Annotated in this window: 13 protein-coding genes; 11 read left to right on the forward strand and 2 right to left on the reverse strand. The window is 51.0% G+C overall.

Going from position 1 to position 15,903, the window contains the following annotated elements:
- Nucleotides 1–376: 376 nt before the first annotated feature.
- The 10 genes from UNDKW_RS13930 (at nucleotide 377) to UNDKW_RS13975 (ending at nucleotide 12,809) form a co-directional block, all read left to right on the forward strand.
- Nucleotides 377–3,286 carry an Rne/Rng family ribonuclease gene (locus tag UNDKW_RS13930; RefSeq protein WP_162059174.1) on the forward strand — a complete coding sequence of 970 codons (2,910 nt, stop codon included), beginning with the start codon at nucleotides 377–379 and terminating at the stop codon, nucleotides 3,284–3,286.
- A gap of 158 nt (nucleotides 3,287–3,444) precedes the next feature.
- Nucleotides 3,445–4,752 (forward strand): chromate efflux transporter, encoded by a 1,308-nt coding sequence (chrA, locus tag UNDKW_RS13935; RefSeq protein WP_162059175.1) that lies wholly within the window; start codon nucleotides 3,445–3,447, stop codon nucleotides 4,750–4,752.
- Between the two features lie 84 nt (nucleotides 4,753–4,836).
- Complete coding sequence (gene moaA, locus UNDKW_RS13940; RefSeq protein ID WP_162059176.1) at nucleotides 4,837–5,964, forward strand: GTP 3',8-cyclase MoaA; 1,128 nt, start codon at nucleotides 4,837–4,839, stop codon at nucleotides 5,962–5,964.
- A 118-nt stretch (nucleotides 5,965–6,082) separates the two neighbouring features.
- Nucleotides 6,083–6,631: a molybdenum cofactor guanylyltransferase MobA gene (mobA, locus tag UNDKW_RS13945; RefSeq protein WP_232063426.1), complete on the forward strand. Its 549-nt coding sequence runs from the start codon at nucleotides 6,083–6,085 to the stop codon at nucleotides 6,629–6,631.
- A gap of 1 nt (nucleotide 6,632) precedes the next feature.
- A complete protein-coding gene (gene glp, locus UNDKW_RS13950) occupies nucleotides 6,633–7,934 on the forward strand; it encodes a gephyrin-like molybdotransferase Glp (RefSeq protein WP_162059177.1) in 1,302 nt (433 codons plus the stop codon).
- 108 nt (nucleotides 7,935–8,042) lie between these two features.
- Nucleotides 8,043–8,885 carry a peptidylprolyl isomerase gene (locus UNDKW_RS30440; protein WP_232063384.1) on the forward strand — a complete coding sequence of 281 codons (843 nt, stop codon included), beginning with the start codon at nucleotides 8,043–8,045 and terminating at the stop codon, nucleotides 8,883–8,885.
- An 88-nt stretch (nucleotides 8,886–8,973) separates the two neighbouring features.
- Complete coding sequence (locus tag UNDKW_RS13960; protein ID WP_162059178.1) at nucleotides 8,974–9,339, forward strand: helix-hairpin-helix domain-containing protein; 366 nt, start codon at nucleotides 8,974–8,976, stop codon at nucleotides 9,337–9,339.
- A 159-nt stretch (nucleotides 9,340–9,498) separates the two neighbouring features.
- Nucleotides 9,499–10,707: a porin gene (locus tag UNDKW_RS13965; RefSeq protein WP_162059179.1), complete on the forward strand. Its 1,209-nt coding sequence runs from the start codon at nucleotides 9,499–9,501 to the stop codon at nucleotides 10,705–10,707.
- Nucleotides 10,708–10,716: 9 nt separating this feature from the next.
- Nucleotides 10,717–11,145 (forward strand): hypothetical protein, encoded by a 429-nt coding sequence (locus tag UNDKW_RS13970; protein WP_162059180.1) that lies wholly within the window; start codon nucleotides 10,717–10,719, stop codon nucleotides 11,143–11,145.
- Nucleotides 11,146–11,156: 11 nt separating this feature from the next.
- Complete coding sequence (locus UNDKW_RS13975) at nucleotides 11,157–12,809, forward strand: sensor domain-containing diguanylate cyclase (RefSeq protein ID WP_162059181.1); 1,653 nt, start codon at nucleotides 11,157–11,159, stop codon at nucleotides 12,807–12,809.
- On the opposite strand, the gene UNDKW_RS13980 is transcribed toward UNDKW_RS13975, so the two are convergent.
- Entirely contained in the window at nucleotides 12,785–13,846 is a 1,062-nt protein-coding gene (locus tag UNDKW_RS13980) for a questin oxidase family protein (RefSeq protein ID WP_162059182.1), read from the reverse strand. The genes UNDKW_RS13975 and UNDKW_RS13980 overlap by 25 nt on opposite strands.
- A gap of 90 nt (nucleotides 13,847–13,936) precedes the next feature.
- On the opposite strand from UNDKW_RS13980, the gene soxR reads away from it, so the two are divergent.
- Entirely contained in the window at nucleotides 13,937–14,407 is a 471-nt protein-coding gene (soxR, locus tag UNDKW_RS13985) for a redox-sensitive transcriptional activator SoxR (RefSeq protein ID WP_162059183.1), read from the forward strand.
- 16 nt (nucleotides 14,408–14,423) lie between these two features.
- Here the strand turns inward: soxR and UNDKW_RS13990 are convergent, their stop codons facing one another.
- Complete coding sequence (locus tag UNDKW_RS13990; RefSeq protein ID WP_162059184.1) at nucleotides 14,424–15,902, reverse strand: DNA recombination protein RmuC; 1,479 nt, start codon at nucleotides 15,900–15,902, stop codon at nucleotides 14,424–14,426.
- Between the last annotated feature and the right edge of the window lies 1 nt (nucleotide 15,903).

Below are 15,903 nucleotides of genomic sequence, written 5' to 3' on the forward strand. Positions count from 1 at the left end.
AGCTTGCCAGTTGATGATTGAGGTAATAGGGTCGATTCCGCCAGACACAACACAATAAGATGGTCTGGCACCAAAGTTGCTCATCGCCTGGCGTTGCACTTGCTTGTTCACCAATAAGCAGGTCAGACAACGCGGGGGACATGTGCACTCGAACTTGATTTATCTTGATTATCCGCGCCCAACGCAAAACAGATGGCCATATTGCCATAACATCAGTTCTACTTGGCTTTTCATGGCCATATAGACTCCGCCCTGTTTTGTCTCAGGCATTTCCCTCCCCCTCAAACACTCCGCTCCCGCGTACATCCCGTATCAGTACAGTTGCCCCTTCAATGGATGGCAACACAAGATGACCACCAGGTCACGGAGTAAAAACATGAAACGTATGCTGTTCAATGCGACGCAGCAAGAAGAGTTGCGCGTTGCCATTGTCAATGGGCAAAAGCTCATTGACATAGATATCGAAACTGCCGGCCGCGAACTGCGCAAATCGAATATCTACAAAGGCGTGATCACTCGTATCGAGCCTTCCCTTGAAGCCTGTTTCGTCAACTACGGCGAAGAACGTCACGGTTTCCTCCCCTTCAAAGAAGTCGCCCGCACCTACTTTAAAGAAGGTGTAGACGTACGCAATGCTTCCATTAAAGAAGCACTGCGCGAAGGCCAGGAAATCATGGTCCAGGTCGAAAAAGAAGAACGTGGCAACAAGGGTGCAGCCCTGACCTCGTTCATTTCCCTGGCAGGCCGCTACCTGGTTTTGATGCCTAACAACCCGCGTGGTGGTGGTGTTTCCCGTCGCGTCGAAGGTGAAGACCGTCAGGAATTGCGCGAAACCATGGACAAACTGGACTTGCCTGGCGGCATGTCTGTGATTGCCCGCACTGCAGGCATAGGCCGCAATGTCGATGAATTGCAATGGGACTTGAATTACCTGATGCAACTCTGGCGTGCCATTGAAGGCGCTGGCAAATCTTCCCCGGGTGCGTTCCTGATTTATCAGGAATCTTCGCTGGTGATCCGCGCGATCCGCGACTATTTCCAGCCTGATATTGGTGAAATCCTCATCGATACCGATGAAATTTACGAACAGGCCCAGCAATTCATGAGTCACGTGATGCCCGACATGGTGCATCGCGTTAAACGTTACAGCGATGATGTGCCGCTGTTCTCACGTTTCCAGATCGAACACCAGATCGAAACTGCCTATTCCCGTACCGTACCACTGCCATCTGGCGGCGCGATCGTAATCGATCACACTGAAGCTTTGGTGTCGGTTGACGTTAACTCGGCACGATCCACCCGTGGTGGCGATATCGAAACGACGGCTTTCAATACCAACCTGGAAGCCGCTGAAGAAGTAGCCCGTCAATTGCGCCTGCGTGACCTGGGTGGTTTGATCGTGATCGATTTTATCGACATGGAAAACGCCAAGAACCAGCGCGAAGTTGAAACCCGCCTCAAAGATGCCCTGCGCTATGACCGCGCACGTGTGCAAATGGGCAAAATTTCCCGCTTTGGCCTGATGGAATTGTCACGCCAGCGCCTGCGCCCTTCCCTGTCCGAAGGCAGCCATGTGACTTGCCCACGTTGCAACGGCACTGGCCATATCCGCGACACCGAGTCTTCTGCCCTGCAAGTCCTGCGCATTATCCAGGAAGAGGCCATGAAGGAAAACTCAGCAGCAATCCATGTCCAGGTACCTGTCGATGTTGCTGCTTTCCTGCTAAATGAAAAACGTGGCGAGATCCTGAAGATAGAAACGCGCCACCGCGTTACGGTCATCCTGATCCCCAACAAGCATCTGGAAACCCCACATTACAAGCTGGATCGCCTGAAAACAGATGATCCACGCCTCGAAGACCACCACGCCAGCTACGCCATGGCTGAGCAGGCCGATACCGACATTGGCTACAGCAAACGTCAGAAAGAAGACGTCAAGCCACGTCAGGAAGCCGTCGTCAAGAGCATTACGCCTGAAACTGCACCTATCGTTGAACGCAAGGAAGTTGCCCCAGTGGTCGTTGCACCAGTTGCAGCCCCAGCAGAACCTGGCTTCTTCGGCAAGTTGTTTGGTTTCCTGTTTGGTAAATCTGAGCCAGCCAAGGTAGAAACACCAAAACCAGCAGAAGAAAAAACCGCCGAACGTGACCGCAATGGCCGCGGCCCGCGCAATGGAAATAGTAACAGCCAGCGTAACCGCAACCGCCGCAACCGTGACCGTGATGAGCGCGAAGACCGCCCGGCAAAGGCTGAGAAGCCAGAGCAGGAAGCAGTCAAACCGGTAGCAGCGGAAAATCCACGCCCACCAAAAGCACCTAAGCCACCGCGTGAAGAGCGGGAATCGCAGGAAACTCGCCGCGAACGTCAGCAACGTCAACGCGACGAGCGCAAGGAAAACCAGGCTCAGGAAAGCAAGGAAGAACCTATCCACAAGCATGTAGATCCAGCACCAGTTGATGTCATGCCAGCAGCTCCACAGCTGGAAGCACTGGAATCTGGCGCAGAAAACGACAATAGCGAGCAAGGCGAAGAGCGTCGTCGCCGTCGCCGTCGTGGTGGCCGCAACCGCAACCGCCGCGACCGCGATGGTAACGAGCAAGTCAATGAGCAAGGCGAATTGCCGATTGACGGCAGTGAAATAGTCGATGCCATTACAGGCAGCGATGTGGCTACAGTGAGCACAGTGGTCGCTCCCGAAGTTGCGACACCAGCAGCACCTGACAACGCGGCAAACCACGTTGCTGAAGTCAGCCAGCCTGCGACCTTTACTGAAGCAGTAAGCACAGCGGCACCTGCTGTCGCAGTAACCGTAGCTGCTGCGGCACCACAGGAAGCCATCAGCACACCAGCAGTTGTTGCGGCTCCTGAAGCTCCTGTAATGGCTGCTCCAGCAGAAGCAAGCCCGGTGGTGGCTCCTGCAGTTGAGACTGCAACAACAGTCAGCACAACTGAACCAGTTCCAGTTACTGAGGCAATCGTCTCTGCTCCGGCAGAAGTTATTCCTCAAGCTTCTGCAGTTGAAGTAGCACCAGTTCAGGTAGTTACAGCGCCGGCAATCAGCACGCCAGCAGCAAAACCACAGGATGCGACCATGCCTTTGGAATCCCTGCATAGCATGCTGAAAGACGCCGGATTGGTATTGGCCAGCACCGACCCAGTGAAACTGCAGGCCGCCAAAGCGGAAGCAGAAAAAATGGTGGCACCGGTACGCGTTCCCCGCGAGCGCAAACCATTGCCAGTTGTTGCTGATGAGCCATTGGTGATGGTGGAAACACGTCGCTCTTGATGTGAGCATATGCCCCCCCGGACAGTCTTCTGCACGGGCTCAAGAAAAAACCGGCTTTCTTTCTGATTGCCGGTTTTTTTGTGTGCATCAACATATAAACAGCGGTCCACTGGCAACATATTTATCAGTTAATCAGTGAAATATAGAAAGCATAAACTTTGCCTGCTCATGAAGTCGCCCTGAAAACTGCATTCCTGTACTGGCTCAAGCTGGGATTCATCAGTTTTGGCGGACCAGCGGGGCAAATTGCACTGATGCATGCAGAACTTGTGGAAAAGCGTCGCTGGATATCCGAAGCACGTTTTTTACATGCCTTGAATTACTGCATGCTCCTGCCTGGGCCTGAGGCGACGCAACTTGCCATCTACATAGGCTGGCTCATGCACAAGACCAAGGGTGGCATTATGGCTGGCCTGCTATTTGTCTTGCCCGGACTTCTGATATTAACCCTGCTGTCCTGGATATACATGGCTGCTGGTGACAATACTGCAGTTCAAGCAATCATGAGCGGCATCAAACCTGCGGTAGTCGCGATTGTTCTGGCTGCGGCCTGGCGCATCGCGCAACGCACCCTGAAGAGCAGCGTATTGGTTGCGGTCGCGATGGCCGCCTTTGCTGCAATCGCCTGGTTACATCTCCCCTTCCCTCTCGTGATCATAGCGGCTGCATGTACCGGCCTGATATTTCGCAAACACTGCAATCCCGTAAAATCAACCTCTGATCACACCACACATCCGCATCTGCCTGCCATCATTGATGACGACACACCTACACCCGTGCACGCACGCTTTTCCTGGTTAAAGCTGCTCATCACATTGAGCCTGGGGATATTGCTTACTGTCGCAGTATGGTTGTTGCTGGCATTCAGTTTTGGCCTGCCTCACCCCTTGACTGATATGGCCAGTTTTTTTACCAAGGCTGCCATGTTCAGTTTTGGCGGTGCCTATGCGGTACTACCGTACATGGTGCAGGCAGCAGTTGAGCAATATCATTGGTTGAACACAGCACAAATGATGGATGGCCTGGCCCTGGGTGAGACCACACCCGGCCCCTTGATCATGATCGTGGCTTTTGTCGGTTTTATTGGCGGCTGGAACCATGTTTTCCTGGAACCCGGGCATCAATTGCTGGCAGCCTGCCTGGGGGCCAGCATAGCCTGCTTTTTCACTTTTCTGCCTTCTTTTATTTTCATCCTGGCAGGCGGCCCATTGGTTGAATCCAGCAGGAATAATTTACACTTGAATGCGCCCCTGAATGCCATTTCAGCAGCAGTAGTTGGCGTCATAGCCAGCCTGGCCTGGTTATTTGCCAGCCATGTCTTTTTCAAAGATGCGGCAACCCTGAATATACAAGCCATCATACTCACTACCCTTGCCAGTATTGCAGTTTTCAAATTCAAGCTATCAACTGTCAAACTGCTGGCGGCCTGTTCCTGCGCGGGATATATCTTGTTTTTGTTGGCTTAAATTTAATAAAATTCCGCACGGTCACATGAGATTCCAAGTCGTGCTATTGTTCTTTATTAAGTACAAAATTTACCTGCGCCAGCCATGACGGAAAAATTTATTCCGCTATCAGAACTAACACGCTTCCGCCCTGCATTGTCTGTTCCAGAAGTATTAACAACACCCGATGGTCAATTGCAGGATGCCTTGTCACGCCCCTTGCATGATCTGCGTATTTCCGTTACAGACCGCTGCAATTTCCGCTGTGTTTACTGCATGCCCAAAGAGGTCTTTGATAAAGACTACCAATATCTGCCGCATAAATCCCTGCTGAGTTTTGAAGAAATTACCCGTGTCGCCAGCATATTTGCTGCACACGGCGTCAGGAAAATACGCCTGACCGGTGGCGAGCCCTTATTACGCAAACATCTGGAACGCCTCATAGAAATGCTGGCCAGGCTACGCACTGTCGATGGCAAGCCGCTTGATCTGACACTGACAACCAATGGCTCATTGCTGGCACGCAAGGCACAAAGCTTGAAAGATGCCGGTCTGACGCGGGTGACCGTGTCACTGGACGCATTGGACAATGCCATTTTCCAGCGCATGAACGATGTCGATTTTTCCGTCGATGAAGTACTGGAAGGCATAGCCGCAGCAGAAGCCGCTGGCCTGGGACCTGTGAAGGTCAATATGGTCGTCAAGGCAGGCTTGAATGACCATGAAATCGTGCCCATGGCCCGCTATTTCAGGGACACGCCACATATCCTCAGGTTCATAGAATATATGGACGTAGGAGCATCCAACGGCTGGAAACTCGATGAAGTCATCCCTTCCTCGCAAGTCGCGCAACGCATACAGGATGCCGGTATGCCCCTGCTTGCCCTGGATGCCAACTATACAGGTGAAACAGCCACACGCTGGCGTCATGCGAAAAGTCAGGATGGTCAGGGGGAACTGGGATTCATTTCCAGCGTAACCGGGGCTTTTTGCCGCGACTGCAGCAGGGCCAGGCTCTCAACTGAAGGCAAGCTTTACACCTGCCTGTTTGCCAGCCACGGACATGATTTGCGCACCCTGTTGCGCGATCCTCAGCAACTCCCGGACCTGGCAATTGCGAATGTCATCGCCCATATCTGGCAACAACGCACTGATCGCTACTCCGAATTGCGCAGCCAGAATACTGCTGGCCAACAACGAAAGAAGATAGAAATGTCTTACATAGGCGGCTGATAACAGTATCATAAGTACTTTAGATTTCAGTAAGTCGATTTTCGTGTCAAATTCTAGCCTCCCCCTGGACAGAAAACTCATCACCGGCCTGGTACTGGCAGGTGGCCGCGGCACGCGCATGGGTGAAATAGATAAAGGCTTGCAATGCCTGCACGACAAACCCATGGCCGCGCATGTCACTCAAAGACTGACCGCACAAACGGCAACGGTCATCATCAGTGCCAACCAGAATCCTGACACCTATAAGGAGTTTGGCTTTCCAGTCCATGCTGATCATATGCAAGGTTTTGCCGGCCCGCTGGCGGGAATACAGACTGGCCTGCTACATTGCACTACACCCTATTTGCTTTGCGTGCCCTGCGATTCGCCATTTTTGCCAACCGATCTGGCTGAACGCCTGTCGTCTGCATTGCTACAACACAATGCAGACCTCGCCGTAGCCACGACTTTGGAAAACCGCGACGGTATTCAGCAAAAACAAATTCATCCTGTTTTTGCACTCATGAAAACCACTGTACTGCCCAGATTGACAGCGTATCTTGAGAATGGCGGACGCAAAATGCAGGCCTGGCATGCCTGCCTGCAAATAAGCGAAGTCTTGTTTGAAGACAAGGCAGCATTCAAGAATATCAATACACTGGAAGAATTAAGGGAACTTGAAAACTGATATGAATACCGCCCCAGGCTCCGCCAGCACGCTGCAAGACACCACCGGATACATGTCTGATTACAACCCCAATGCCCTCACAGTCCAACAGGCGCAAGATATCATGCGCGCCTATGTCCAGCCCGTCTGCGGAATGGAAAAACTCACCATACGACAGGCCATGGGGCGTGTACTGGCTATTGACATCATTTCCCCCATTAACGTGCCAGCCCACGACAACTCAGCCATGGATGGCTATGCCTTACGGGGCGAAGATATAACAGACAGCAAAGAACTGAAACTGAAAGTCACAGCTACTGTCCTGGCAGGTGCAAGGTTTACCGGTACAGTCGGGCCCGGAGAATGTGTGCGTATCATGACAGGCGCACTCATGCCAGCGGCTTGCGATACGGTAGTCCCGCAGGAATTCACGACAAAAATCAGCGATGAGGAAATCAGAATAAGCGCAGGCAGTTTGCGCGCAGGCGACAATCGCCGCCTCAAAGGTGAAGACCTGGCCATGGGCACAATCGCCCTGCACAAAGGCAAGATACTGACACCAGCCGACCTTGGCCTGCTTGCCTCTCTGGGCATCCCCGAAGTCAGCGTACAGAGACGGCTGCGGGTCGCCATATTTTCTACCGGTGATGAATTGCGCTCTTTGGGCGAAACACTGGGAAGCGGTTGTGTGTATGACAGTAATCGCTACACCCTGTATGGCATGCTGGTACGCATGGGTTGTGAGGTGCTGGATATGGGCGTGGTTCAGGATAATCCCGAGGCACTTGAAGCAGCGATGCGCAGCGCCTGTGAAAATGCCGATGCCATCATCACTTCAGGAGGCGTCTCTGTTGGCGATGCTGACCATACCCGTCAGTTGATGGACAGGCTGGGCGAGGTCGCCTTCTGGAGCATAGCCATGCGACCTGGCCGTCCCATGGCCTTTGGCAAAATCGCATCAGCAGGCAAAACTGCCTACCTGCTTGGCCTGCCGGGTAACCCGGTTGCCGTCATGGTTTCTTTTTATTTTTTTGCGCGCCAGGCTTTACAGCAAATGAGCGGAGCAGAAATAACACCCTTACCCATATTCAGCGTCAAATCGAATGCAGATATACGCAAACGGCCCGGGCGCACAGAATACCAGCGCGGCATATTGTCCATACGCGAGGATGGCGAGCTCGGTGTCAGCATTACCGGCTCACAGGGCTCCGGCATTTTGCGCTCCATGTCAGAAGCCAATTGCATGATTATCCTGCATCATGAGCAAGGCAATATTGCTGCTGGCGAAAAGCTCAGCGTACTTCCATTTGCGGGCCTTATCTAAGAATACACAGTCACAATTGTATAGAAATCGTAACAGCTTACGGCTTGACGATAAAAATAGGGATAAGCAAAGTAAAATACTGCCATTTACTTACTTTTGGAGAACAGTTTGAAAGCGACATCATGGCTCTTGGGTGCCTGTGCATCTATCGTATTACTTAGCGGCTGCGGCGGGTCCAAGTCAGACACGGCTGCCGTTATTCCATCCGTGACAAAAGTCACAACGGATCAGGTCGTTTACCGCAAGGTGACCAATTTCACGATTACCGGCCAAAATCTGGACAAGGGCTATAACGCCAGCATCCCCGCCTGCCTGACTATTACAGAATTACCGGGTGGCACGGCTACCCAGCGTGTATTGTCCTGCAAACTGGTTGGCGTTGGTTCAACGACTTACTCCATTACAGCGGCAAATGGCACGACACTCTTCTCCGGTCTGGTCAATCTGACACTGGCTGCACAGCCACAAGTCACGATGACAACCAGCATGGGCACGATAGTCATCGAGCTCAATCCTGGCAGAGCACCTATTACTGTCGATAATTTCTTGAACTACGTGGAAAATGGCTTTTATGTAAATAAAATTTTCCATCGCGTCATCAAGAGCGCTATCGTCCAGGGTGGCGGTTTCACGTCTGATTTGCAACAGCCGACAACACTGCCAGCCATCAAGCTGGAAACACCAAATGGTTTGAGCAACCTGCGCGGCACCATCGCCATGGCACGTACCTCAGACCCTAACTCTGCTACAGCCCAGTTCTACCTGAATGCCGCTGACAATACCGGTTTTGATGGCCTGACTGCTGGTACTGGTTATGCCGTATTTGGCAAAATTGTGACTGGCCTGGAAATCATGGACAAGATCAATGTCGTGCCAACTACAACAGCTGGCGGCATGTCTGATGTACCTGTATCACCAGTCTTCATTAATTCGATGGTACAAACACAATAACATGCTATGCTGCACTCAGCAGCGCTCATGAACTTTGTAAAAAACAGGAGCCTAGTGCTCCTGTTTCACTTTTTGGGATGGAGTAAAGATGAAAAAACAATGGCGGGCAATCCTGTTGGCGACCGCGCTGACAACCATGGCTATCGGCAGCGTTTATGCTGCCGACGCATCCAAGAAAGCATCAGCTAGCGCTGCTGTTGCGGCAACGTCAGCATCTGCGGCGGCATCGGCTCCAGCATCGGCCAAAACCGAACCTCTGGATTTGAACAGCGCGTCAAAAAAAGAATTGGCGACCCTGCCTAAAATTGGCGATGTACGCTCAGATGCAATTATCAAGGGGCGTCCTTACAAAGGTAAGGATGAATTGCTTAGTAAAAAAATATTAACCGAAGATGTTTATAACGGTATAAAAGATATGGTGATCGCCAAACAAAAACCTGCTGAGAAAAAATAATCATGTAGTCCCATGCAGTGTCTGTAAAATCTGTTTACAGACATTGCATAAATTAGCACTCAATCGCACTGAATAGCTTGCCCTTGATCGTGTAGCACTTTGCCGTGATAGTGAGGTTCTATGTCAAGCAGGTTTTTACATCTTATTCCATGCATCAGCATGCTCACCCTGGCAACGCAGGTGCATGCTGCAGATGACAGCAAGCCATTTACCATCAGCGGTTTTGGCACACTGGGCGTCGTTCATAGTAACACCCGGAATGTTGATATCGTCCGTGACCTGACGCAGAATGACGGTGTTGGTTACACCAGACAAACTGATTTTGGCATGGACTCCAATTTTGGCCTTCAGCTCAACAAGAGCGTCAGTGACAATACCGACACAGCCCTGCAAGTTGTCAGCCGTAGATCTGCAAACAAATTCCAGCCTGAAGTCACCTGGGCATATGCCCGCTACGTACCCAACGATAATCTGCAATTGCGTGCAGGCCGCCTTGGATTTGATGTCTATCTGCTGGCAGATTCACGCAATGTCGGCTATACCTATCAATGGGTAAGACCTCCGATTGATTTCTTTGGCAGCCTGATCATTTCCTATTTCGATGGCGGTGACATGGTGCTTTCTACACCACTCAGCGGCGGCATATTGCGGGCCAAAGTCTTCGCGGGTGTAGCCAGGGAAAAAACTTCAACAGGCAGCCAGGACGATTTTTTGTCCCTGAACCGTTCGCGCCTGCTCGGCGGACATCTTGAATACCAGACTTCAAACTGGATATATCGCCTGGGCTACAGCCAGCTTACATTCAAAAATGAATTCCCGCCTTTGCAGTCATTGCTGGACAACCTGCGCTCACCTTACCTGAACGCCTTTATTCCCAGTGCTGCCGGTCTGGCGAATGATCTGTCACTGACTGACAAAAAATTCACTTATCTGTCGGCAGGTGTTGCCTATGACGACGGACCCTTGCAGGCTCAGCTCATGCTCAATCAACTGAGCTCGGCATCCCTGTTCTTCCCCACCAACAGGGCCGCCTACCTGACTGTGGGCTATCGCATCGATCAATGGACACCTTACTTTACTTACTCGGCATCAAGGCCCGTTAACAAGAGCACTGCCAGTCGCCTGCCGCTGGGCGTTAACCCCGATATCGATATGCTCGCGGTAGCCTTCAATGACGCGATCAGTAATCAATACAATCGCCAGACCACTTTTTCTCTCGGGGTGCGCTATGACCTGACGGAGAAAAGCAATGTGAAATTGCAAGTAGATAACATCAAGACCGATGACTATTTTTTGGTCAGGAATAATCAGCCCGGATGGAATGGCAAAGCCAGGCTGATCAGCATTGCCTACAATTTCATTTTTTAAGAGAAAATGATGAAAGTTCTTTACCATCTTCTCTTGTGTCTTGGTTTCTGGGGCTGTTGTCATGCAGCACAGGCTGATTTGGTGGTGATCGCCAATCCACAAAGCGGCATAGAAAAATTGAGCAAGGATGAAGTCATCAACCTGTATATGGGCAGAAACCGCAAGCTGGCATCTGGCATGAATGCCAAGCCGCTGGACATGACGGCTGCCAATACCGAAAAGGCAAAGTTTTATGCATTGCTGGTCAATAAAAACCTGCCTGAAATAAATTCTTATTGGGCGAGGTTGATGTTTTCTGGCCAGGGCTCGCCGCCCATGCAGGTAGAATCTGCGGATGAGGTAATGGATATCGTCAGCAGTAACAAGGCTGCCATAGGCTATATAGAACGCAAGAAGCTGGATAAACGGGTCAGAATGATTTATGACCCCGCACAATAAGTGATTCCTGCATGTTAAGACTACTACGTACCAGCATCGTTTATCGCAGCGCATTCATTGTGCTTGGTATTGCCCTGCTTGTAGGTATATTTTTCGCACTGCTCAGCTATCATTTTTCTGCCCAATCTGAACAGGAACAGGCCCGCCAGCGCATGCAGGCATCGTTAAGCACGGTTGAAAATACCGCCAGCATAGCCTGCTTCGTACTAGATCAAAATCTGGCAGCAGAGCTTGCACGCGGCTTGCTGAAAAATGGTGACATCAGCCGGGTACAAATCATTTCAGAAGGTAAAGTCCTCGCCCAGGCTGACAAGACACCGGTCAAAGGCAGCAATCAATCCGCGCTTGCCATACTGCCCGGCATCAGCCAGTCCAATCAACTGGTGCATGAAGTTTATTCTCCATTCAATCCCAAAGAAAAAGTCTGTGAAATTCATCTGGACCCTAATATAGATTTCATCAGGGAACAGAGTGCAGCCAAGGCCCGCTTCATCGTCTATCTCTTGTTATTACAGGCGCTGGCCATGGCTTCTGCAGCGGTGTATGTCGTACTGACGATGATTACCAGGCCGATTAAAAATATATCAGACCGCCTGCATACCCTGGCGCCAGAATCTGGTGACAAGCTGAGCCTGCCAGATGGCAATGAAAAAGACGAAATCGGTCAATTGGTACGCGACGTCAACACCCTGGTCGCCAGCCTTCTAAAGACACTCAATGAAGAACGGACCCTGCGCATGCAGCATGCAATAGGTGAGAAAAAATTCCAGACCATTTTTGAAAATGCAGAAACCGGCATCTTCCAGCTCAATTTTTCTGGTGAACTGCTCTCTTATAACCCTGCCTTCCTGCGCATGTTCAGTCTTGATGATCATGGCGGCAAAGACATTATTGCGAATGCCCTGACTTCATTGCTGGAAGGCCAGGAATTACGCCTGCACTTAATGATAGATGCGGCTATCAATGAAGCCAGGATCATGTCTGACGATTTTTACATACAACTGGCAAGTTCAAGTAGCAAGAAGTGGATCAACCTCGTCATCAGCCCGGCCGAAGACGGCATACTGCAAGGCCTGGTGAATGACATTACCGAACGCAAATCGCAGGAAGAAAGTGCCAATCAACTGGCGGTAACCGATCATTTAACCGGCATCAACAACCGCCTGGGCTTTGAAAAAGAAATCAGCCGCCTCTCCAGGGAATATGCCAATGGCAATGCACAAGGCTTTTTCCTGCTCATGATAGATCTGGACAAATTCAAGCAAGTCAATGACAGCCACGGCCATACGGTTGGTGACCAGGTACTCGTACATTTTTCACGCCTGGTCAGCAATACGGTCAGAAGATCAGATTTCATTGCCCGCCTCGGTGGAGATGAATTCATCATCCTGTTAAAAGACCTGGCATATCTGGAAAAAGCAGAAGAGATTGCTCAAAAAATCATTACCCTGGCCAGCCAGCCTATCGTCATCAATGAAACCCTGTGTGTGCAAATCGGTGCCAGCATAGGAATCAGCTATACCGGCCCAAATGAATTTGATGCCAGTGATTTACTCCGTCAAGCCGATGCCGCCATGTATGAAGTCAAGCGCAGTGGCAAAAATGCCTACCGCGTTGTCCATCTTGCCAGCAGCAAGCATCAACAGGCAAACGATACTATTTGATCTTCCAGCATTTCCATGACCACCATCTGGTAAAGCAGATTGGGCTGCAAGCTGATTTCCAGGGCGCAGGTATAAGTCAGCTTGATCACGTGGTCGTCATTGCTTTCTATCGCCCTCGCAAACAAATCCGACCAGGAGCAGAGTTGCCTGTGTTTTACGCGCATGCGGCTTTCATACACGGATTCCGGCACGAGCTTTGGTGCACCAACAGAGACGTAAGCTGCGCATAGCGCTACCCATAAATCTTGCAGCCTGCTGAACAGTGTTTTTTGATCGAGATAAAGCAGGACCTGTCTTGCCGCATCGACACCTGTGACTATGTGCAAGATCGTAAAGTCCCTGGTTTGTCCATAAGCTGAAATCGCCCAGAGCGCCAACTCATCCAAGAGATTTTCGGTGACAGGCATACCCGGTAAATTTTGCAAAAATTGCTCATCATTGACGACTGCACGCATTTTCTCTGCAATCATCCTGCCTGGATAGGTTTTGCCTCTCATGCCTTGCGATAACTGATAAAAACCAGAGGCAACCGAGCTGGCTACTTGTCGCTCTTTGATATCGATACTGATAGCAAAGTTCGCTGCAACCAGTGCAGCGAGACTGGCAGCTACTTCCCCATCATGCTCAGCTTGCAAACCATAAGCCAGTCTTATCAGTGCATGAAAGGCTGTTGTTGCGGGAGCGAATGGAACTATGCCCAATACTTCCCTGATGACCTCATCTTTTCCTCGCTGCGCAATACGAATGGCAAAGCAGGATTGCAGATCAGCAAAGTTTTCTCTCTTGCCAAGGTAAGCCTGAAAGTCTTCGTACCTGATGGTTACAGCGGGAGGCAAGGCTGGCAAGGCATAAGTATCGCGCCAATGCGCAAAAAAGTCCTGCAAACGTCTGTCACTCGCTCCCATACCAGCAAGTGCACACAAGGCCATGGGGCAGTGGTTGGTGGTTCCCTTGCCATTCAGGGCGAACTCCCTGTTCTTATCCAGCAAGTCCTTAAGAATCAAATTACTGCACATCGCTGTTGTTGAAGCCGTCATTTCCACTCTCCATCGATAGTTGATGTGTTGTAGTATGCAAGTTCAAGTTAACTTGAAGTCAAACACTTTTTTATGCTTTGAGGTGAAATGATGACTGATGCAAACAATACAAACCTGATCAGCATAGGTGAACTTGCCAAACGATCAGGCATCGCCGCCAGTGCTTTGCGCTTTTATGAAAGCCGTGGTTTGATTACCAGCGTGCGCAGTCCTGCGCAACGTCGCCAATTCCCGCGTGAGGTATTGCGTCGCGTTGCCTTTATCAAGGCGGCGCAAACAGCAGGGCTGACACTGGAAGAAATAGAAAATAGTCTTGCCACCCTGCCCGACCAGCGCACACCGACAAAACAGGATTGGGAAAAACTATCAAGATCATGGCATACCATGATAGAAGAACGCATCAAGGCACTGACATCTTTGCGTGACCAGTTAAGCTCCTGCATAGGCTGCGGCTGCCTGTCGCTCAAATCCTGCGCGCTATACAATCCGCAAGACATTGCCAATACCAGAGGTACTGGGCCGCGTTATTTGATGGGAGATAAATCTTCTGACCTGGTTTAATCAGGTCGAAGCATCTTTATTCAATATCTGCGTCACCAGCATCAATGCTGGTTCCCAGCAGGCTCTGCGCAGTATCAGCAGGCAAGGCTTCGACGCTTTTGAGTTTCCGCGTCATTTGCCGTGTTCTGACTTCTGCCTGATCGATATTTTTTGCCGCTTTTTCCAGCGCGACTTTGGTGGCGGTCAGTACATCGGCAAATTTGCCAAACTCTGTCTTGACCGCTCCGAGTACTTGCCAAACTTCTGATGAGCGCTGTTCCAGTACCAGGCTGCGGAAACCCATTTGCAAGCTGTTCAGCAAGGCTGACAAAGTAGATGGGCCAGAAATGGAGACACGGCAAGTGCGTTGCAATTCATCAGCCAGGCCAGGCCTGCGCATGACTTCTGCGTACAGACCCTCTGTCGGCAGGAATAGGATGGCGAAATCCGTCGTCAACGGTGGTGAAAGGTATTTCTCGGATATGGTTTTAGCCTCAAGGCGTATCGCCCTCTCCAGCTCTTTGCCAGCCTGCGCTACCCCTTCTGCATCGGCACGTTCTGCGGCATCGATCAGGCGCTCATATTGCTCTTTGGGGAATTTCGCGTCGATGGGCATCCATACAGGGGCTCTGTTTTCCTCCTTGCCTGGCAGCTTGATGGCGAATTCCACCCGCTCGCCTGAACCGGGTACGGTTTCTACATTTTTGGCATACTGGTCTGGCGTCAGCATTTGTTCCAGCACCATTTCCAGTTGCACTTCGCCCCAGGTGCCACGGGTTTTCACATTCGTCAGCACGCGCTTGAGATCGCCAACACCTATCGCAAGCTGCTGCATCTCGCCCAAGCCCTGATGTACTTTTTCGAGTCGGTCGGAGACCAGCTTGAATGATTCACCCAGGCGCTGTTCCAGCGTGGCATGCAGCTTTTCATCGACAGTCTTGCGCATTTCTTCGAGCTTGCCTGCATTGTCGGCCTGCAGTTGCTGTATTTTTTGTTCCAGCGTCGCGCGTATTTCATTCATGCGCTGCGCATTTGATTCTGTCAGTGCAAGCAGGGTTTGATTCAAACTGTCACCAAAGCGTTTCAGGCTTTGGCCTTGCTCGTCACGGGCAACCTGCCCTTGCAGGATAAAAGCCTGCCTGAACTGTTCCAGTTGCTGGGCATTGGTTTCATTGAGTTTCACCAGTTGCTGGGAGAATGCATCGATCTGGTTATTTTGCAGCGTCGCCACGCTGGTCAACTGCGCAGCCAGGTTTTGCTGTAACTGACCAAAGCTGCCAGCCAGTTCCTGGCGGCCAGTCTGGGCTGTCAATTGCACCTGCTCTCTCAATGCACGTTCACTGCGTTCCTGCGTCATTTGCGACTGCAATGATTGTTGTTGAGTCTGGCGCAGTTGCTCCTGTATGGCGAGTATGCCACTTGCGTCCTGCGTGCCAGACTTACTCAGTAAAAGCAAAATATTCAGGACAACGGCCAGCGCAGCCAGCAAAAGTATCAGTACCTCAAACAGGCTCATA

The organism is Undibacterium sp. KW1 (genome assembly GCF_009937955.1).
Taxonomy (GTDB): Bacteria; Pseudomonadota; Gammaproteobacteria; order Burkholderiales; family Burkholderiaceae_D; genus Undibacterium.